Below are 18,136 nucleotides of genomic sequence, written 5' to 3'. Positions count from 1 at the left end.
CGGTCGGCCCGCTTGCACGGTGCCGATCAAAGCCAGAAGGGTAGCGAAAAGCACCGCCTAGGGGAATGCCGGTTGGGCTTACCTTTGTGCGAATGTGCCGCGTCTGAACAATTAAAGATTGTATGCGCATAGCCTCGGTACTTCGCTTGTGCAAGCCTGGTGGCACCAGTACCATTGCGGCTCTCTTTTTTCGGCAGGAGCGGTTGCATGATTGCGGGCAGTATGGTGGCACTGGTTACGCCCATGGATGCGCAAGGTGGTCTTGATTGGGACAGCCTGAGCAAACTGGTGGACTTCCACCTGCAAGAGGGCACCAACGCCATCGTTGCGGTCGGCACCACCGGTGAGTCAGCGACCCTCGAGGTGCCTGAGCACATCGAAGTGATCAAGCGCATCGTCGATCAGGTGGCCGGGCGCATTCCGGTCATCGCCGGCACCGGTGGTAACTCCACCCGTGAATCGGTCGAGCTGACCCGCGCTGCCAAAGATGTCGGCGCTGACGCCTGCCTGCTGGTCACCCCGTACTACAACAAGCCGACTCAGGAAGGCTTGTACCTGCATTTTCGCCACATCGCCGAATCGGTGGCCATCCCGCAGATCCTCTACAACGTGCCAGGCCGTACGGTCTGCGACATGCTGCCGGAAACGGTTGAGCGCTTGGCCAAGATCGACAACATCATTGGCATCAAAGAAGCCACTGGTGACCTGCAGCGCGGCCAGGAAGTACTGGACCGCGTGAGCAAGGACTTCCTGGTTTACTCCGGTGATGACGCCACCGCCGTCGAGCTGATGCTGATGGGCGGTAAGGGCAATATCTCGGTAACCGCCAACGTTGCCCCGCGCGCCATGAGCGACCTGTGTGCTGCGGCCATGCGCGGTGAAGCAGCCATTGCCCGCGCGATCAACGACCGCCTGATGCCGCTGCACAAGGCACTGTTTATCGAATCCAACCCGATCCCGGTGAAGTGGGCGCTGCATGAAATGGGTTTGATGCCGGACGGTATCCGACTGCCATTGACTTGGCTCAGCCCGCGTTGTCATGAACCGCTGCGTCAGGCCATGCGCCAGTCCGGCGTATTGGTTTAATTGAGGAATTACGACGCATGAAGCGACTCACCGGACTCTCCGCCCTGGCCCTGATAATTGCGAGCACCAGCGGTTGTGGCTGGATTTATGGCGAAAACGGCTATTTCCGTGACCGCGGCAGTGACTACCTCGAAGCCCGTCAGACGGCCACGATGCAACTCCCGCCGAACGTTGAGGCTAAACGTATTGACCCGCTGCTGCCCGTGCCGCAGCAGGTAGCGACCACCACTGATACCGGCGAGTTTACCGTGCCGCGCCCACAGTCCCTCGCGTTGGCTGCTGACGCCAGTGATTTCAGCCTGCAAAAGAGCGGTGAGTCTCGCTGGGTAGTGGCGCAGCGCGTACCTGCTGAAGTTTGGCCGGTAGCGCGTCAGTTCTTTACTGATAATGGCTTTGAGATTGCTGAAGAACGTCCGCAAACCGGTGAGTTCAGCACCGCCTGGCAGCGATTTGATGCTCTGCCTGAGTCCATGGCCCGTCGTTTGACCAGGCGCGTATCCGGTGTGCCTGCGGATGCCGAAACCCGCGTGCGGGTGCGTATCGAGCCGGGTGTGCAGCGCAACACCAGTGAGATCTTTGTGGTCAGTGCCGAGCGTCCAGCCGGCAGCACGGCTGATGTTGCATTCACCAACCGCAGCAGCAACACCAGCCTGGATGCTGCGCTGCTCGATGAAATGCTCGTGACGCTGGCGCGCAGCGCCGAGCAGGGCGGTTCAGTCTCCTTACTGGCGGCCCGCGATTACGATGCACCGAACCGCGTCAGCCTGTCCGAAGACGGCAACGGCAACCCGGTGCTGAGCCTGGGGGCTGATTTCGACCGCGCCTGGTCCGGCGTGGGTCGCTCGCTTGAAATGGCTGATGTGCGCATCGATGACATCAACCGCAGCTTGGGCGTGTATTACATCAACCTGGCCGAGCGTGCGCAAAAGCCGGACGACAAGCCTGGCTTCTTCGGTAGCGTATTTGGCAGCGAGCCGAGCAAGGAAGAGGTCGACGCTCGCGCCGAGCGCTATCAGGTGCGCCTGACTGCGGTTGGCGACAGCGTGCAGGTCACCGTGGAAAAAGACCTCAACACCATTGCCCCCGCCGACTTGGCGCGCAAGGTGCTGGACCTGATCCAGGAAAACCTTGGCTGACAGCAGGCAACTGCTGCACCGGCACTTTCAATAGGCGAAACCCAGCGGGTTTCGCCTGTTTTGTTTACCAAAGGCGGAAATTCCGACATGAGCACAGCCACCACCCTGAGCCTGAAGAAAATCTATTCGGGTAAAGTCCGTGATCTTTACGAGATCGACGACAAACGCATGCTGATGGTCGCCACTGACCGTCTTTCTGCATTCGACGTGATCCTCAACGAGCCAATCCCGGAAAAGGGCAAGATCCTCACGTCTATCTCCAATTTCTGGTTCGACAAGCTCAAAGACCTGGTGCCCAACCACTTCACTGGCGACAAGGTCGAGGACGTCGTCTCGGCTGCCGAGCTGCCGTTGGTAGAAGGCCGTGCAGTGGTGGCTAAGCGCCTCAAGCCAGTGGCGGTAGAAGCTATTGTGCGCGGCTATATCGTCGGCTCCGGTTGGAAGGAATACCAGAAGAGCGGCACCGTCTGCGGCATTCAACTGCCAGCGGGCCTCAAAGAAGCGGCCAAACTGCCGCAGCCAATCTTCACCCCCTCGACTAAGGCCGCCGTGGGCGACCACGACGAGAACATCAGTTTCGAGCAGTGCGAAGCCATCATCGGCGCCGAGCTGGCCGCTAAAGTGCGTGACACCTCTATTGCCCTGTACAGCGCAGCTGTCGAATATGCTGCCACGCGTGGCATCATCATCGCTGATACCAAGTTCGAATTCGGCCTGGACGAAGACGGCACCCTGACCCTGATGGACGAAGCCCTGACCCCGGACTCCAGCCGCTTCTGGCCGGCGGACAGCTATGCAGAAGGCACAAACCCGCCAAGCTTCGACAAACAGTTCGTGCGTGACTGGCTGGAATCCACCGGCTGGAACAAAGAGCCACCGGCTCCAGCAGTTCCCGCCGACGTCGCGCAGAAAACCGCCGACAAATACCGCGAAGCCCTGACGCGCCTGACCGTCTAAACGCCGCAATACGCGTGTAAGCGCGATACAGAGGGGCGCTGCGGCGCCCCTTTTTGTGGGCGACTGTTTAGCCTCCCACCAGCCAGATTTCGGTGCTGTCACCACCTTTGATCGCAAGCATCTGAAAGTATGTGAAAAACTTCAAAACTGGGGTTCGCCAAACGCACTTCAGCTGTTATCATGCGCGCCGCCACGGGAAGATGCCGGAGTGGCCGAACGGGACGGATTCGAAATCCGTTGTATCAGCGATGGTACCTAGGGTTCAAATCCCTATCTTCCCGCCATATGCAATACGTAAGCCCCTGAAATTCATAGAGTTTCGGGGGCTTTTTCGTTTCAGTCAGGCCAAGTGTCGAAGAAGTGTCGAAAATCCGATACCGGCCCAAACCTAACAGCGTCCTGCAGGTGATCCGGTGCCAAGTGCGCATAGCGCATGGTCATAGCCAAAGAGGTGTGGCCTAGGATTTTCTGCAAGGTCAGGATGTTTCCGCCATTCATAACGAAGCGACTGGCGAAGGTATGACGGAGTACATGGGATGACTGGCCAGCCGGCACAGGTATCTTTGATGCACCAAGGGTCTTATCAAAACTGTTCAGGCAATTGCTGAATACGCCGTGACGTTTGAAGTGGCCGTGAATACGGGCTTCTAGCTCGGGGTCTATCGGGATTGCCCGCACTCGCTTGCCCTTGGTGTTGATGAATGTCACCAAGCCACCTCTGACCCTGTCCGGTGTTAGTGCCTGTGCCTCTCCCCAGCGGGCACCAGTAGCCAAGCAAATAGCCGCAACCATGGCGACGTGGGGCGTCTTGCATCGATCGTGGATGGCCTGAAACAGTTGGATGACCTGATCGCTAGTTAGATACGAGAGTTCTTTTTCTTGCAGGCGAAGAGGGCGCACACGGGCTAGTGGGTTTGCATAATCAATTTCACCCAGCTGATGCAGGACGTTGAACACGGAGCGCAGGTAGCCAAGGCGGGGTTCTGTTTACCGCTTAAGTGATATCGAGCGGTAATGCGAGTTGCGGAAACTCAAAGTATTTACGTGGTTATTAAAATTCCTATTTTTCAAGGATCAGCTCCACACGGCGATTACTCGCTCGTCCTTCGACGGTGTCATTTGTGGTCAATGGGCGCGTGTCTGCGTAACCGACAGCACTCAGCCGCTGGTTGGGTATGCTGTTGGCTTCTAGATAGCGAACCACGCTACCTGCTCGCGCACCGGACAGTTCCCAGTTGGAGGGGTATCGTAAACTGCGAATAGGCACGTTATCGGTATGTCCGACAATGGTGATGCGATGCTCACCCTGGCGAAGAACGGGCAGCAGTTTGCGCAATACTGCCAAGCCTTCAAGGCTCAAATCCGCTTGGCCAGGCGCAAAAATGATTTCACTGCTGATGCGAAAGCTCACGCTTTGCTCGTTAACAATGACCTCAATGTCATCGCCCAGAGCGCTTGTATCAAGACCTGACAATGGGTCAGCTTGCGGCGTAGTTTCGATAGGCGCCGGAATCGGAGGTGTTAGCACCTGCAGCGGGTCAGGGCGGTCGCTCAACAGGCTGGCCATTGGGCTTGCGGGCTTTGATTCGTGGTTGTTACCTGCAAACGTCAGCATCACAACGAGCAACACCAGCATCAGGGTGAGCAGATCGAGGTAAACGGTTAACCAGCCTTCTTCCTCACTGTTTTCATAAATGGCATGTGTGGCCTGTTGACGCCGCAGTCGATGCCGACTGATGTCGTTGGAGCGCTTTGCGCGCTGCAGTTCTAGCTGAAGAAGGCTCAGCTGCTTTTCAAGCAGTTTCCTGCGCTGTAATTCATCCTCACCGTGGGCGTCGGTCATTTTGCGCCTCATCATTATGCAGACCGGACTTTCCTTTGCTGCCGTCGTTGATTTCGTCCTGATAGTGGGCCATGAACGATTTAAGCATTTCGCGCATCAGGGCCGGACTGCACTTACGATTCATCATCGAAATTCCCTGCATGATCGTGTTCATCAGCACGACCCGGTCTTCTGTGCGGCGCTCTAATTTGACTGCTACCGGTTTGAATATGAGGTTGGCGAGCAACACACCATAGAACGTCGTAATCAGAGCAATCGCCATTTGTTGGCCGATGCTGGTGATATCACCGTCGCCCAGCAGGAACATCAAATTAACCAGGCCGACCAGCGTACCGACCATGCCGAATGCCGGTGCATAGCCCGCCATAATTCTAAAAAGCTGTGCTTCGGCGTGCTCTCTTGCACGAAGACGCGCGATTCGCCATTGCAGTAAGTCCATCACGTCCTCCTCAGGCGTCATGTCCACTACCAACTGCACACCGGTCTTAAGGAATGGATTGGCCACTTGTTCCAACGCGTTTTCGACTGCTTTCAGATCACCAGACATCCAGATGCGGTAAAGCTTGATGAGCTCCTCAATGTCGTTTTTTGCATAGAGGCGTTCGTTGCGCATAACTGTCGCAAGCAAGCTGAAGATGCGCACGACTTCGCGCAATGGGTAGCTGATAAAGGTGGCCGCCAGTGTTCCAAACAACACAATGCCTAAGCCAGGTAGATTGAGAAAAAGCGATGGATCTTCCGTAGAGAAAATCAGAACAGTCGCGAGTAGCAGAATGCCCGAAAGCATGCCAATAAGCGTGGAGGGGTTCATGCAAACTCCGTACGGAACTATGGAAACAAGGTGGCCATAGTAATCAGTCTAGTGACAGGTGTATCAGAATAGATAGTAGCCAAACTACCTAGAGCGCTTTGCCTTGATCCGTTGAAGGAACACTGCGCGGGAGGCTTTCTACCGACGTTTTGTTGTGAGCAAAAATGCTGGATACAGGTCTGGTTTTTTCTCGACCAGCACTTTGGCCTTTACTGGCTTTTGTAGCCGGATTAGGCCGGGGATGATGCCCGTCATGATCAGTATATGTGCCATTGCGCGTGCTCCGGCCCTGAACCAGGTGAGTACGTACCGTGTGTCGAGAACTGCGTGCGATAACCGCACACTTGGCTGAAGGTTGAATTGAGTTATATACCCAGCTCCGCTTAATGTGACCTGCATAGCTGTGTATATCGATGATGCCTCACGTCTTGACCGTTCATCTCTCTGGTGCTGATCACCGGAATGCTTGGCTTAGACTAACCAGTAGCCTGAAGAAACACCGCACTGCAATTCTATGTAGTGACATAAAAATAAATAGAAACCGAGTGCCTTGATCATGAACAGCTGCCTGCTCAGCGATACGAGTTGCGTGTTCGACCGTGCAGACCCCTACGCGGTGTCTGATTATGTTAACCAGCACGTTGGTGTGCACGGTATCCGTTTGCCAAAAATTGGGCAGCCTGAGGCGTCGCTCAATCATCGTAAGTTTGCCAGTTTGGATCTTTGCCGTATCTGCTATGGCGGCAGCGTAAGGGTCACTTCGCCAGCGTTGGAAACCATCTATCACCTGCAGGTACTGCTGCGCGGCCATTGCCTGTGGCGCGGACACGGTGAGGAGCACCAGTTCAGTCCCGGTGAGCTGCTGCTGATAAATCCGGAAGACCCTGTCGACCTGACCTATTCAGACGACTGTGAGAAGTTCATTGTCAAATTGCCATCTGCTCTGCTCGACAAGACCTGTCGCGACAGTCAGTGGCAGCGGCCTGAGGCAGGCATCCGCTTCGCGGCGCGGCATAGTCTGCAACAACTAGAAGGCTTTACCGGCTTGCTGCAGTTGGTTTGCAGTGAGGCAGAGAGTGCGCAGACCGTACAGCAGGTTCAGGAGCAGTACGCCCGGATCATCGCCACCAAGCTGCTGACGTTACTGGATAACAACGTCAGCCGAATGGTGCCGGAGCAGGGCGCCGCCAGCTTCGAGCGTATCCTGCAGTTCATAGAGGAAAATCTGAAGCAGGACATCAGCGTTGAGCAGCTTGCGCAGTTGGCCCATAGCAGCCCGCGTTCGCTGTATGCACTGTTTGAACGGAACACCGGCACCACGCCGAAGAGCTTTATTCGGCAGAAGAAGCTCGAGCAAATCCATTCCAGCTTGAGCGATCCAGCCTCACGGGTGCGCAACATCACCGAGGTGGCGCTGGATTACGGTTTTCTTCACCTTGGGCGCTTTTCGGAAAGCTATAAGAGTGCTTTTGGCGAGTTACCCTCCGAAACCTTGCGTCGCCGCGAGACGTAATCATCTGCGTTGATGCTGAGGCTGTTGCAGTGCATCGCCCCCGGTTTTTTATCTGTGTAACGCTCTAGCCGGCCTGTTCTGGGGCGGCTGAATGTCCGCTACTCCCTCAGTCAACGTATCCCCTGACTGCCGCGATCGTGACCGACCGTTTGGCTCATTGCAGAAAACGGATAAAGGTTCTGTATAAAGCGGATATTGTCGAACAGTCCTACGCCATAGCCTTCATACCGTTGAAACAATAACAACGGAGCCATGGCGATGAACCTGGGACTCGACTACCTGAACGGCCTGCTGCAAGAAGATAAAGACAAGGGCATTTTCCGCTGCAAGCGTGAGATGTTCACCGACCCGCGTCTGTTCGATTTGGAGATGCAGCACATCTTCGAGGGCAACTGGTTGTATCTGGCCCATGAAAGCCAGATACCCGAGAACAACGATTACTACACCACCCACATGGGGCGTCAGCCGACCTTTATCGCGCGCAACAAGGAGGGGGTGTTGAATGCCTTTATCAACGCCTGCAGTCATCGTGGTGCCATGCTCTGCCGTTTCAAAAGCGGCAATAAAGCGACCTACACCTGCCCGTTCCATGGCTGGACCTTTAACAACTCGGGCAAGCTGCTCAAGGTTAAGGACCCCAAGGAAGCGGGCTACCCAGACAGCTTCGATTGCGACGGTTCGCATGACCTGAAAAAGGTCGCGCGCTTCGAGTCCTACCGCGGCTTCTTGTTCGGCAGCTTGCGTGAAGACGTCGCTCCGTTAGAAGACTTCTTGGGTGAGTCGAAGAAGATCATCGACATGATCGTCGACCAGTCCGCTGAAGGCCTGGAAGTGCTGCGCGGCTCTAGCACCTATGTCTACGAAGGTAACTGGAAGCTGCAGGCCGAGAACGGTGCTGACGGCTACCACGTCACCGCTGTGCACTGGAACTACGCCGCCACCCAGCAGCAGCGCAAGCTGAAAGAAGCGGGTGACGATATCCGTGCCATGAGTGCCGGTGGCTGGGGCAAGAAGGGCGGTGGTTTCTACTCCTTTGAGAACGGCCACTTACTGCTCTGGACCCGCTGGGACAATCCGGAAGATCGCCCTATGTTCGCCGAGCGTGAGCGCTTGGCCGGCGAGTTCGGTGAGGCGCGTGCCGACTGGATGATCGGTAACTCACGCAACCTCTGCCTGTACCCGAACCTGTACCTGATGGATCAGTTCGGCTCGCAGCTGCGCATCGCTCGGCCGCTGTCGGTGGACAAGACCGAAGTGACCATTTACTGCATCGCGCCGAAAGGCGAGTGCGCTGAGGCTCGTAGTCGCCGGATCCGTCAGTACGAAGACTTCTTCAATGTCTCCGGTATGGCCACCCCCGATGATCTGGAAGAGTTCCGTGCCTGCCAGCAAGGCTTTGCCGGCCGCGCCATGGAATGGAATGACATGTCGCGCGGTGCTGAGCACTGGGTGGATGGCGCAGATGAAGCAGCCAAGGAAATCGATCTGCATCCGCTGATGAGCGGCGTACGCACCGAGGATGAAGGCCTGTTCGTGCTGCAGCATCACTACTGGCAACAGCAGATGATCAGGGCCCTGCAGGAACAGCAAGACCAACTGATTCACGTGGAGGGCGCGTAAATGAGCCTGACATACGAAGCCGCTCGTGACTTCCTCTACCGTGAAGCGCGCTACTTGGATGACAAACAGTGGGATGAGTGGCTGGCGTTGTATGCCTGTGACGCGACTTTCTGGATGCCAGCCTGGGACGACCGCGACCAGTTGGTGGAAAACCCGCAGACCGAGATATCGCTGATCTGGTACGGCAACCGCAGCGGGTTGGAAGACCGCGTGTTCCGCATCCGAACTGAGCGCTCCAGCGCGACCATCCCGGATACCCGCACCTCGCACAACATCAGCAATATCGAGCTCATCGAAAACGCTGACGGCCTGTGCAAGCTGCGCTTCAACTGGCACACCATGAGCTTTCGTTACAAGGTCGTTGATCACTTCTACGGCACCAGCTTCTACACCCTCGACACCAGCGGACCGACTCCGCTGATCAAGGCCAAGAAGGTGGTTCTGAAGAACGACTATGTGCGTCAGGTCATCGACGTGTATCACCTCTGAATACGGCCCGTAGCCAGTGTCGGCTCGGGTCCCCCGGCATTCGTGCCGGGGACAGAACCGTCTACTAGTTGCCCGCCGCGGTACTACGACTGCTCAAGCGAGGTGTGCCATGAGCCACAAGATCGCCCTTAATTTCGAAGACGGGGTTACCCGTTTCATTGATACCAATGTCGGCGAAACCGTTGCCGATGCTGCCTACCGTCAGGGTATAAATATTCCGCTGGACTGCCGCGACGGTGCCTGTGGCGCCTGCAAGTGTTTTGCCGAAGCCGGCCAATATGACCTTGGCGAAGAATACGTCGAGGATGCCCTGAGCGAGGAAGAAGCCGAGCAGGGTTACGTGTTGACCTGCCAGATGCGCGTCGAGAGCGATTGCGTGATACGCGTGCCGGCTTCCAGCGATGTGTGCAAGACACAGCAGGCTAACTACGAGGCGGTCATCAGCGCGGTGCGTCAACTCTCCGACAGCACCATTGCCTTGTCGATCAAGGGTGAGGCGCTGAGCAAGCTGGCGTTCCTCCCTGGCCAATACGTCAACCTCAAGGTGCCGGGCAGCGAGCAAACGCGCGCGTATTCGTTCAGCTCGTTACCCAAGGATGGCGAAGTCAGCTTCCTCATTCGCAATGTCCCGGGCGGGCTGATGAGCAGCTTCCTGACAGGCTTGGCCAAGGCCGGTGACAGCATGACCCTGGCGGGTCCCCTGGGCAGCTTCTACTTGCGTGAAATCAAGCGCCCACTGCTGTTGTTGGCCGGTGGCACTGGCCTGGCGCCCTTCACTGCGATGCTCGAGAAGATCGCGAGCGAGGGCAGTGCGCATCCGCTGCACCTGATCTACGGGGTGACCAACGATTTCGACTTGGTGGAAATGGATAGGCTCGAGGCCCTAGCCGCGCGCATCCCCAACTTCACCTACAGCGCCTGCGTCGCCAATCCGGATAGTCAGTACCCGCACAAGGGGTACGTCACCCAGCACATCGAACCCAAGCACCTCAATGAGGGTGAAGTAGACATCTACCTCTGCGGTCCGCCGCCGATGGTCGAGGCGGTCAGCGGTTACATCCGCGAGCAGGGCATTCGGCCCGCCAACTTTTACTACGAAAAGTTCGCCGCCAGCGTCTGAAGGCTCCTTTGGTCCGCTGTCCCCTTGGGCGGACCTTTTTTATTCGCGGCGCCGCTCGCCGAAGCGTCGCCACCCCTCCACCGAGGTCGGGATTATGAATATGCGTTTTCAAGACAAGGTCGCAGTGGTCACGGGTGCCGCTCAAGGTATCGGTCGCCGGGTTGCCGAGCGGCTACTGGAGGAGGGGGCGCTCGTGGTGGCGGTGGACCGCTCTGAACTGGTCTTTGAGCTTGCTGAACAGTTTGGCGCCAAGGTGTTGTGCCGGACTGCCGACCTGGAACAGGCCAGCGATTGTCAGGGCGTGATGCATGCCGCGGTCGAGGGTTTCGGTCGCCTCGACATTCTGATCAACAACGTCGGCGGCACCATCTGGGCCAAACCGTTCGAGCACTACGCCACCGAGCAGATCGAGGCCGAGGTGCGTCGTTCATTGTTCCCCACGCTGTGGTGCTGTCACGCCGCTCTGCCGCAGATGCTGGCGCAGGGCAGTGGTGCCATCGTCAATGTTTCCTCCATCGCTACTCGCGGGGTCAACCGTGTGCCCTACGGCGCGGCTAAGGGTGGGATCAACGCGCTGACTGCCTGCCTGGCGTTTGAGACCGCCGAGCGCGGTATCCGCGTTAACGCGACTGCACCCGGCGGCACCGAGGCACCGCCACGGCGCATCCCGCGCAACAGCGCCGCGCCGAGCGATGAGGAGCAGGGCTGGTACCAGCAAGTTGTCGACCAGACCGTGTCCAGCAGCTTGATGAAACGCTACGGCAGCATCGATGAACAGGTCGGCGCCATTCTCTTCCTGGCTTCTGACGAGGCCTCCTATATCACCGGCGTCACCTTACCCGTGGGTGGTGGCGATTTAGGTTAGCGGCTGCTCAATGCCGTTCACCTCCTCAATGAGCGTTACACAATAAAAACAACAGAGAACCGATGCCATGCGACAGATAGATGTACACCAAGTCATCGACAACGCGCGCTTTAGCCGTTTTCACTGGATGATCATGGCGCTTTGTGCGCTGCTGTTGATCTTCGACGGCTACGACCTATTTATTTACGGTGTGGTGCTGCCGTCAATCATGCAGGAGTGGGGCCTGACCCCGCTGCAGGCCGGTGCCCTGGGCAGCTATGCGTTGTTTGGCATGATGTTCGGTGCTTTGGCGTTCGGCACCCTGGCCGACAAGATTGGCCGTAAGAAGGGCATCGCTATCTGCTTTGCGCTGTTCTCCAGCGCCACCATCATTAACGGCTTTGCCAGCAACCCCACTGAGTTCGGTATCTGCCGTTTCCTCGCCGGCCTTGGCTGTGGCGGTCTGATGCCCAATGCCGTTGCGCTGATGAATGAGTACGCGCCCAAGCGCCTGCGCAGCACCCTGGTGGCCGTGATGTTCAGCGGCTATTCGGTGGGCGGCATGCTCGCTGCTGGCGTCGGCATCTACATGCTGCCGCGCTTTGGTTGGGAGTCGATGTTCTTCGCCGCCGCCGTGCCGCTGCTGCTGTTGCCGCTGATCCTCTGGAAACTTCCCGAGTCGGTGGGCTTTTTGGTACGCCAGGGGCGACATGAACAGGCCCGCGCGGTGCTGCAAAAGATTCAGCCTGATTTACAGATTGAGCCGACCGACCAACTGCTGATGAGCGACAGCAAAGGTCAGGGCGTGGCGGTGTTCGAGCTGTTCCGCGACGGCCGTGCTCTGCGCACCCTGTGCCTGTGGCTGGCGTTCTTCTGTTGCCTGTTGATGGTCTACGCACTGAGTTCCTGGCTGCCCAAGCTGATGGCCAACGCGGGCTATAGCCTGGGTTCCAGTCTGTCATTTCTGCTCGCCCTGAACTTCGGCGGCATGGCCGGGGCGATTCTCGGCGGCTGGCTGGGTGATCGCTTCAATTTGAGCAAGGTGATGGTTGGCTTCTTCGTCGCGGCGGCCGTGTCGATCAGTCTGCTCGGTTTCAAAAGCCCGACACCGCTGCTGTACGGCCTGATCTTTATCGCCGGTGCCACCACCATCGGCACACAAATTTTGCTCTATGCCGGGGCCGCGCAGTTCTACGGCCTGTCGATCCGCTCCACCGGTCTGGGTTGGGCCTCGGGTATTGGCCGCAACGGCGCCATCGTCGGGCCGCTGCTGGGCGGAGCGCTGATGGGCATCAACCTGCCGCTGCAACTGAATTTCATGGCTTTTGCCATTCCCGGTGCCATCGCCGCCCTCGCCATGTGCGTGTTTGCCATCAGCGCCAAACGACAGCCCAGCCCAGACGCTGTGCTTATTGGCGCCAAGGCCTGAGCCTTAACTGTCTAACTGGAAGAGTGAAATGAGCCAAGTCCTGATCGAAAGCATATCGGCGGTGATCGTCGACCTGCCGACCATCCGCCCGCACAAGCTGGCTATGCACACGATGCAGAACCAGACCCTGGTGGTGATTCGTGTGCGCTGTAGCGATTGCATCGAAGGCATCGGTGAGTCGACCACAATCGGTGGCCTGGCTTACGGCAACGAGAGCCCGGAAAGCATCAAGCAGAACATCGACAGCCACCTCGGCCCTCTGCTGGTCGGTCAGGACGCGGCCAATATCAATGCCGCCATGTTGCGTCTGGACAAGGCGGCCAAGGGCAACACCTTCGCCAAGTCCGGTTTGGAAAGCGCGCTGCTCGACGCCCAGGGTAAACGCCTGGGCCTGCCGGTCAGCGAGCTGCTCGGCGGCCGCGTGCGCGATAGCTTGGAAGTGGCCTGGACCCTGGCCAGCGGCGATACCGCACGCGACATTGCCGAAGCCGAACAAATGCTCGGCCTGCGTCGCCATCGCATCTTCAAATTGAAAATCGGCGCCAACCCGGTAGCGCAGGATCTCAAGCACGTCATTGCGATCAAGCAGGCCTTAGGTGACAGCGCCAGCGTGCGCGTCGACGTCAACCAGGGCTGGGACGAATCCCAAGCGATTCGCGCCTGCCAGGTGCTGGGTGACAACGGCATCGATTTGATCGAGCAGCCGATTGCGCGGATCAACCGGGCAGGGCAGGTGCGCCTCAATCAGCGCAGCCCGGCACCGATCATGGCCGACGAATCGATTGAAAGCGTTGAGGACGCCTTCAGCCTGGCCGCTGATGGGGCGGCCAGCATCTTCGCCCTGAAAATCGCCAAGAACGGCGGCCCACGAGCGGTGTTGCGCACGGCGCAGATTGCCGAAGCGGCGGGTATCGCCCTGTACGGCGGCACCATGCTCGAAGGAGCCATTGGCACCCTGGCTTCGGCCCATGCCTTTGTCACCCTGCGCCAGCTGACTTGGGGCACCGAATTGTTTGGTCCGCTGCTGCTGACCGAGGAGATCGTCACCGAGGCTCCGGTTTACCGCGACTTTGCCCTGCAGGTGCCGCGTACCCCTGGCCTCGGCCTGACCCTGGACGAAGAGCGCCTGACGTTCTTCGCCCGCAAGTGACCTGAGAGGAAACCACCATGCTGTTCCACGTAAAGATGACGGTAAAACTGCCAGTCGACATGGACCCGGCCAAGGCCGCCAAGCTCAAAAGCGATGAGAAGGAACTGGCGCAGGGCCTGATGCGTGAAGGCAAGTGGCGCCACCTGTGGCGCATCGCCGGCCACTACGCCAACTACAGCGTATTCGACGTGGAAAGCGTCGAGGCCCTGCACGACACCCTGCTGCAGCTGCCGCTGTTTCCCTACATGGATATCGAAATCGACGGCGTCTGCCGCCATCCCTCATCGATTCACAGCGACGACCGCTGAGCCCTGACAACAACAAACGAGGAAATCATCATGACCGTCACAGTTAGCCACACTGCCGAAGTTCAAGAGCTGTTCAAAGAGGCCAGTGGCCTCAACAACGACCAGGGCAACCAGCGTCTGAAGCAGCTCACCCTGCGCATCATCAGCGACATCGCGAAGATCGTCGAAGACCTTGAAGTCAGCGATGACGAATTCTGGAAGGCGGTGGACTACCTCAACCGTCTGGGCGGGCGTAACGAAGCTGGCCTGCTCGCCGCTGGCCTGGGTCTGGAACATTTTCTTGACCTGCTGCAAGACGCCAAAGACGCCCAAGTAGGCCTCACCGGCGGTACTCCACGCACCATCGAAGGCCCACTCTACGTGGCTGGTGCGCCGCTGGTTGAAGGCGAAGCGCGGATGGATGACGGCAGCGAGCTGGACAATGCCACCGTGATGTTCCTCGAAGGCGTGGTGCGTGACACCGACGGTCAGCCGGTCGCTGGCGCGGTCGTCGACCTGTGGCACGCCAACACCCAGGGCAACTACTCGTATTTCGATAAGAGCCAGAGCGACTTCAACCTGCGCCGCCGTATCGTCACCGATGCCGAAGGCCGTTACCGCGCTCGCAGCATCGTGCCGTGCGGCTACGGTTGCTCGCCAGACGGCCCTACCCAGGAATGCCTGGACCTGCTCGGCCGTCACGGTCAGCGCCCGGCGCACATCCACTTCTTTATCTCCTCGCCGGGTCATCGTCACCTGACCACGCAAATCAACCTGGCCGGCGAGCAGTACCTGTGGGACGACTTTGCCTACGCCACCCGCGACGGCCTGGTGGGCGATATCCAGTTTGTCGAGGATGCCGAGGCAGCCCGCGCCCGTGATGTAGAGGGCAACCGCTTCGCCACGCTGGAGTTCAACTTCCAGCTGCAAAAAGCGCCGGCTGCCGCAGACGAGCAGCGCAGCCAGCGCCCACGCGCTCTGCAACAAGCTTGATGTGTTACCCGGCGGTTGCCCCACACAACCGCCGGGTTGTTTACGTGTTTTATCCATAACAAGAGCGATCCGGACCGCGCGTCACGGATGGCCTGATGCACCTTGCAGCGAGGTTCCATGAAAGCCTTGATCAACGATTTCTCTTTGTCCGCCATTGTGGCCGGTTTTATTGCCACCGTGATTTCTTATGCTGGCCCCCTGGTGATCATTTTCCAGGCGGCCGAGAGTGCGGGCATGTCGCATGCTGTGTTGTCGTCCTGGGTCTGGGCGATTTCGATTGGCAGCGCCGTGCTTGGCATCGGCCTCAGCCTGCGTTACCGGGTACCGATCATCATCGCCTGGTCGGCCCCAGGCTCGGCATTGCTGGTTGCGCTTCTGCCGCAGATCAGCCTCAACGAAGCGGTCGGTGCCTACATCGTCGCCAGCCTGATTATCTTTCTGGTGGGGATCAGTGGCGCCTTCGACCGCATCATCAGCAAACTCCCCGCCGCCATTGGGGCTGGCATGCTGGCTGGCATCCTGTTCAGTTTCGGCACCGGTCTGTTCGTCTCGCTCCAAAGCAAGCCGCTGCTTGTTTTGGCGATGTTTGCTACCTATCTGTTAGTCAAGCGTGTGCTGCCGCGCTACGCGGTGATGGCGGTGTTGCTTGTCGGCTGCACGATTGCCTTTGTGACGGGCGACCTGCGCCAAGAGGCGTTGGTTATTGGCCTGGCCATGCCGGTATGGATCAGCCCCGAGTTTAGCCTGGCCGCTTGCCTGAACATTGCGCTGCCGTTGGTGATGGTGGCGCTCACCGGTCAGTTCGTCCCTGGCATGGCGGTGCTGCGCAACGCCGGTTATCACACGCCGGCCAGCCCGATCATTACCAGCAGCGCTGTGGGTTCACTGTTGCTCGCGCCCTTTGCCTGTCACGGCCTCAACCTGGCTGCGATTACGGCAGCGATCTGCACCGGTCGTGAAGCCCACGAAGACCCTTCCAAACGTTACGTCGCCGGCGTGGTAGGCGGTCTGGCCTACCTACTGTTGGGGTTATTCGGCGCCACGTTGGTGTCGCTGTTCACCGCCTTTCCTAAAGAGTTGATCGCTGCCCTGGCTGGTTTGGCGCTGTTCGGTGCGATTGGCGGTGCGCTGGCGAGTGCAATGGCCGAGCCGGATGACCGCGAAGCGGCGCTGATTACCTTTCTGGTAACGGCTTCAGGCATGTCGTTTCTCGGTCTCTCGGCGGCTTTTTGGGGGCTGATGTTTGGTCTCGCCGCGCACTTTTTGCTGGGTTCACGACGCGCTAAACGCGCGCCGCGGGCAGCGGCTGCTGGCGCACATGAGGCCGTCCGCTAAGCGTTCAGTTTTATTGGTTATTTTCGCCCTGCAAGGCGTAGCCGTGCAGGGCGAGGTAAGACCGCCTGTTTGCATTGTCGCGCCTCGCTGCCGGCAAGGGTGGAAGTCTGCATCACTACAACAACTACAAAAGAGTGAAACGATGAAACAACCAACCTCTGCACTTCGTGTGCTGCGTGCACCCCTGTCTCTGGCTGTTGCCCTGGCGTTGCCCTCGACCTTGATGGCGACCGAAGGCGGCTTTATCGAAGACAGTACCGCGACCCTCACCGCGCGTAATTACTACTTCAGCCGCGACTACTCCGACATCGTTGGGCCTAGTCAGCAATCCAAGGCCGAAGAGTGGGCGCAGGGTTTTATCCTTAACTCTAAATCTGGTTATACCCAAGGCCCTGTTGGCTTCGGCGTAGACGCTGTCGGTCTGCTCGGGATCAAACTCGACAGCAGCCCTGACCGCATCAATACCGGCTTGTTGACAGTCAACGATGACGGCCGGGCGACCGATGATTACAGCCGTTTTGGCGCGGCGCTGAAGGCCAAAGTGTCGAAGACCGAGCTAAAACTCGGCGAGCAACAACTGGTGTTGCCGATCCTTTACTTCGGTGATATTCGCCTGCTGCCGCCTACTTACCAAGGCGCCACGGTGGTCTCCAACGAGATCGATGGTTTGACGCTGCAAGCCGGTCGGTTGAACTCCACCAGCCTGCGCGATGAGGCGGGCGATGGAAAAATGGGCGCTATGGTCGGTTTCGTGCCGCGGCGTCAGGCCGGCAAGTTAGTCACCGCTGAGCACTTCAATTACAGCGGTGTTGATTACGCCTTCAATGACAAACGCACTACGGTGGGGGCCTGGTACTCGCAATTAGAAGACCTCTATAACCAGCGCTACGTCAGCCTTAAACACAGTGAGCCGGTAGGTGATTGGGTCTTGGGGGCCAGCCTCGGTTACTTCGATTCAAGCGAGGACGGTAAAAAGCTGATCGGTGAGCTGGACAACCAAGCGGTCTATTCCCTGCTGTCGGCCAAGTACGGCGCTAGCACCTTCTACCTGGGCTACCAGGCGATGTTCGGTGACGACGGCCTGCCGCGCGTGTTCGCCAACGTCAGCCCGCTGGGTAACGAAGTGCCCACCTACACCTTTGACGCCGCTGACGAGCGTTCATGGCAGGCACGTTATGACTACGACTTCGCCGGTTTGGGCCTGCCAGGCCTGGTGGCCGGCGTGCGCTACCTCAAGGGTGACAACGTCGATACAGGGCGAGGTTTTGAGGGGCAGGAGTGGGAGCGCGACCTGGATGTCAGCTACACGGTCCAGAACGGCTCGCTCAAGGGGCTTAACGTCAAATTGCGCAACGTCACCGCGCGCTCCAACTACCGCACCGACGTTGACGAGAATCGCCTGATTTTCAATTACACCTGGAACCTACTTTAAGCCTCAACCACCTATCGGCCCTCGGTCGGTCGGTAGGTCGCAGCTACAACGGTAACCCTGATGGTTTTCCTTGCATGCTGCGCCGCAGAGC

16 protein-coding genes, 1 tRNA gene and 1 pseudogene are annotated in these 18,136 nt (G+C 58.4%); 15 read left to right on the top strand and 3 right to left on the bottom strand.

The features are described from left to right. Window positions 1–207: 207 nt before the first annotated feature. The 4 genes from dapA to AC0J6G_RS08935 all read left to right on the top strand — a co-directional run bounded on the left by dapA (window position 208) and on the right by AC0J6G_RS08935 (window position 3,463). Window positions 208–1,086: a 4-hydroxy-tetrahydrodipicolinate synthase gene (dapA, locus tag AC0J6G_RS08950; protein ID WP_475253243.1), complete on the top strand. Its 879-nt coding sequence runs from the start codon at window positions 208–210 to the stop codon at window positions 1,084–1,086. Between the two features lie 17 nt (window positions 1,087–1,103). Then, window positions 1,104–2,222, top strand: coding sequence for an outer membrane protein assembly factor BamC (gene bamC / locus AC0J6G_RS08945; protein WP_475253241.1), 1,119 nt, complete (start codon window positions 1,104–1,106; stop codon window positions 2,220–2,222). A gap of 87 nt (window positions 2,223–2,309) precedes the next feature. Next, window positions 2,310–3,179, top strand: a complete 870-nt coding sequence (locus tag AC0J6G_RS08940) for a phosphoribosylaminoimidazolesuccinocarboxamide synthase (RefSeq protein WP_475253239.1) — start codon at window positions 2,310–2,312, stop codon at window positions 3,177–3,179. 194 nt (window positions 3,180–3,373) lie between these two features. Continuing rightward, a tRNA-Ser gene (locus AC0J6G_RS08935) sits at window positions 3,374–3,463 on the top strand. A gap of 52 nt (window positions 3,464–3,515) precedes the next feature. Here the strand turns inward: AC0J6G_RS08935 and AC0J6G_RS08930 are convergent. The 3 genes and pseudogenes from AC0J6G_RS08930 to AC0J6G_RS08920 form a co-directional block, all read right to left on the bottom strand. Next, a pseudogene (locus AC0J6G_RS08930) lies at window positions 3,516–4,157 on the bottom strand (phage integrase); the annotation flags it as partial. A gap of 82 nt (window positions 4,158–4,239) precedes the next feature. Next, on the bottom strand, window positions 4,240–5,022 hold the full coding sequence (locus AC0J6G_RS08925) for an OmpA/MotB family protein (RefSeq protein WP_475253237.1): 783 nt from the start codon (window positions 5,020–5,022) through the stop codon (window positions 4,240–4,242). Further along, window positions 5,003–5,833: a motility protein A gene (locus tag AC0J6G_RS08920; RefSeq protein WP_475253235.1), complete on the bottom strand. Its 831-nt coding sequence runs from the start codon at window positions 5,831–5,833 to the stop codon at window positions 5,003–5,005. Before AC0J6G_RS08920 ends, AC0J6G_RS08925 begins: the two co-directional genes overlap by 20 nt. A gap of 556 nt (window positions 5,834–6,389) precedes the next feature. Between AC0J6G_RS08920 and AC0J6G_RS08915 the strand changes: the two genes are divergently transcribed. The 11 genes from AC0J6G_RS08915 to AC0J6G_RS08865 all read left to right on the top strand — a co-directional run bounded on the left by AC0J6G_RS08915 (window position 6,390) and on the right by AC0J6G_RS08865 (window position 18,045). Continuing rightward, window positions 6,390–7,346: an AraC family transcriptional regulator gene (locus AC0J6G_RS08915; RefSeq protein WP_475253233.1), complete on the top strand. Its 957-nt coding sequence runs from the start codon at window positions 6,390–6,392 to the stop codon at window positions 7,344–7,346. A 258-nt stretch (window positions 7,347–7,604) separates the two neighbouring features. Then, on the top strand, window positions 7,605–8,966 hold the full coding sequence (gene benA, locus AC0J6G_RS08910) for a benzoate 1,2-dioxygenase large subunit (protein ID WP_475253231.1): 1,362 nt from the start codon (window positions 7,605–7,607) through the stop codon (window positions 8,964–8,966). After that, window positions 8,967–9,455, top strand: a complete 489-nt coding sequence (benB, locus tag AC0J6G_RS08905) for a benzoate 1,2-dioxygenase small subunit (protein ID WP_475253229.1) — start codon at window positions 8,967–8,969, stop codon at window positions 9,453–9,455. Window positions 9,456–9,564: 109 nt separating this feature from the next. Continuing rightward, window positions 9,565–10,575 (top strand): benzoate 1,2-dioxygenase electron transfer component BenC, encoded by a 1,011-nt coding sequence (gene benC, locus AC0J6G_RS08900; protein WP_475253227.1) that lies wholly within the window; start codon window positions 9,565–9,567, stop codon window positions 10,573–10,575. A gap of 94 nt (window positions 10,576–10,669) precedes the next feature. Beyond that, window positions 10,670–11,440 carry a 1,6-dihydroxycyclohexa-2,4-diene-1-carboxylate dehydrogenase gene (locus AC0J6G_RS08895; RefSeq protein ID WP_475253225.1) on the top strand — a complete coding sequence of 257 codons (771 nt, stop codon included), beginning with the start codon at window positions 10,670–10,672 and terminating at the stop codon, window positions 11,438–11,440. A gap of 67 nt (window positions 11,441–11,507) precedes the next feature. Beyond that, entirely contained in the window at window positions 11,508–12,848 is a 1,341-nt protein-coding gene (locus tag AC0J6G_RS08890) for an MFS transporter (protein WP_475253223.1), read from the top strand. A 28-nt stretch (window positions 12,849–12,876) separates the two neighbouring features. Beyond that, window positions 12,877–13,998: a muconate cycloisomerase family protein gene (locus tag AC0J6G_RS08885; RefSeq protein WP_475253221.1), complete on the top strand. Its 1,122-nt coding sequence runs from the start codon at window positions 12,877–12,879 to the stop codon at window positions 13,996–13,998. Between the two features lie 17 nt (window positions 13,999–14,015). Next, a complete protein-coding gene (gene catC / locus AC0J6G_RS08880) occupies window positions 14,016–14,306 on the top strand; it encodes a muconolactone Delta-isomerase (protein ID WP_475253219.1) in 291 nt (96 codons plus the stop codon). Between the two features lie 30 nt (window positions 14,307–14,336). Further along, the gene (catA, locus tag AC0J6G_RS08875) at window positions 14,337–15,278 is read left to right on the top strand and encodes a catechol 1,2-dioxygenase (RefSeq protein WP_475253217.1); all 942 of its coding nucleotides are present in this window, start codon (window positions 14,337–14,339) and stop codon (window positions 15,276–15,278) included. Window positions 15,279–15,395: 117 nt separating this feature from the next. Beyond that, the gene (locus AC0J6G_RS08870; RefSeq protein WP_475253215.1) at window positions 15,396–16,613 is read left to right on the top strand and encodes a benzoate/H(+) symporter BenE family transporter; all 1,218 of its coding nucleotides are present in this window, start codon (window positions 15,396–15,398) and stop codon (window positions 16,611–16,613) included. Window positions 16,614–16,755: 142 nt separating this feature from the next. Beyond that, on the top strand, window positions 16,756–18,045 hold the full coding sequence (locus AC0J6G_RS08865) for an OprD family porin (protein ID WP_475253213.1): 1,290 nt from the start codon (window positions 16,756–16,758) through the stop codon (window positions 18,043–18,045). Window positions 18,046–18,136 lie beyond the last annotated feature (91 nt).

The sequence above is a fragment of the Pseudomonas sp. TS_SC_3 genome, from assembly GCF_056156225.1.
This window is presented reverse-complemented; position numbering and strand designations above follow the sequence as displayed.

What these genes read in the sequence shown, in the direction of transcription:
- dapA (WP_475253243.1), top strand. Translation starts at nt 208, where the DNA reads ATGATTGCGGGCAGTATGGTGGCACTGGTTACGCCCATGGATGCGCAA.
- bamC (WP_475253241.1), top strand. Translation starts at nt 1,104, where the DNA reads ATGAAGCGACTCACCGGACTCTCCGCCCTGGCCCTGATAATTGCGAGC.
- AC0J6G_RS08940 (WP_475253239.1), top strand. Translation starts at nt 2,310, where the DNA reads ATGAGCACAGCCACCACCCTGAGCCTGAAGAAAATCTATTCGGGTAAA.
- AC0J6G_RS08925 (WP_475253237.1), bottom strand. Translation starts at nt 5,022, where the DNA reads ATGACCGACGCCCACGGTGAGGATGAATTACAGCGCAGGAAACTGCTT.
- AC0J6G_RS08920 (WP_475253235.1), bottom strand. Translation starts at nt 5,833, where the DNA reads ATGAACCCCTCCACGCTTATTGGCATGCTTTCGGGCATTCTGCTACTC.
- AC0J6G_RS08915 (WP_475253233.1), top strand. Translation starts at nt 6,390, where the DNA reads ATGAACAGCTGCCTGCTCAGCGATACGAGTTGCGTGTTCGACCGTGCA.
- benA (WP_475253231.1), top strand. Translation starts at nt 7,605, where the DNA reads ATGAACCTGGGACTCGACTACCTGAACGGCCTGCTGCAAGAAGATAAA.
- benB (WP_475253229.1), top strand. Translation starts at nt 8,967, where the DNA reads ATGAGCCTGACATACGAAGCCGCTCGTGACTTCCTCTACCGTGAAGCG.
- benC (WP_475253227.1), top strand. Translation starts at nt 9,565, where the DNA reads ATGAGCCACAAGATCGCCCTTAATTTCGAAGACGGGGTTACCCGTTTC.
- AC0J6G_RS08895 (WP_475253225.1), top strand. Translation starts at nt 10,670, where the DNA reads ATGAATATGCGTTTTCAAGACAAGGTCGCAGTGGTCACGGGTGCCGCT.
- AC0J6G_RS08890 (WP_475253223.1), top strand. Translation starts at nt 11,508, where the DNA reads ATGCGACAGATAGATGTACACCAAGTCATCGACAACGCGCGCTTTAGC.
- AC0J6G_RS08885 (WP_475253221.1), top strand. Translation starts at nt 12,877, where the DNA reads ATGAGCCAAGTCCTGATCGAAAGCATATCGGCGGTGATCGTCGACCTG.
- catC (WP_475253219.1), top strand. Translation starts at nt 14,016, where the DNA reads ATGCTGTTCCACGTAAAGATGACGGTAAAACTGCCAGTCGACATGGAC.
- catA (WP_475253217.1), top strand. Translation starts at nt 14,337, where the DNA reads ATGACCGTCACAGTTAGCCACACTGCCGAAGTTCAAGAGCTGTTCAAA.
- AC0J6G_RS08870 (WP_475253215.1), top strand. Translation starts at nt 15,396, where the DNA reads ATGAAAGCCTTGATCAACGATTTCTCTTTGTCCGCCATTGTGGCCGGT.
- AC0J6G_RS08865 (WP_475253213.1), top strand. Translation starts at nt 16,756, where the DNA reads ATGAAACAACCAACCTCTGCACTTCGTGTGCTGCGTGCACCCCTGTCT.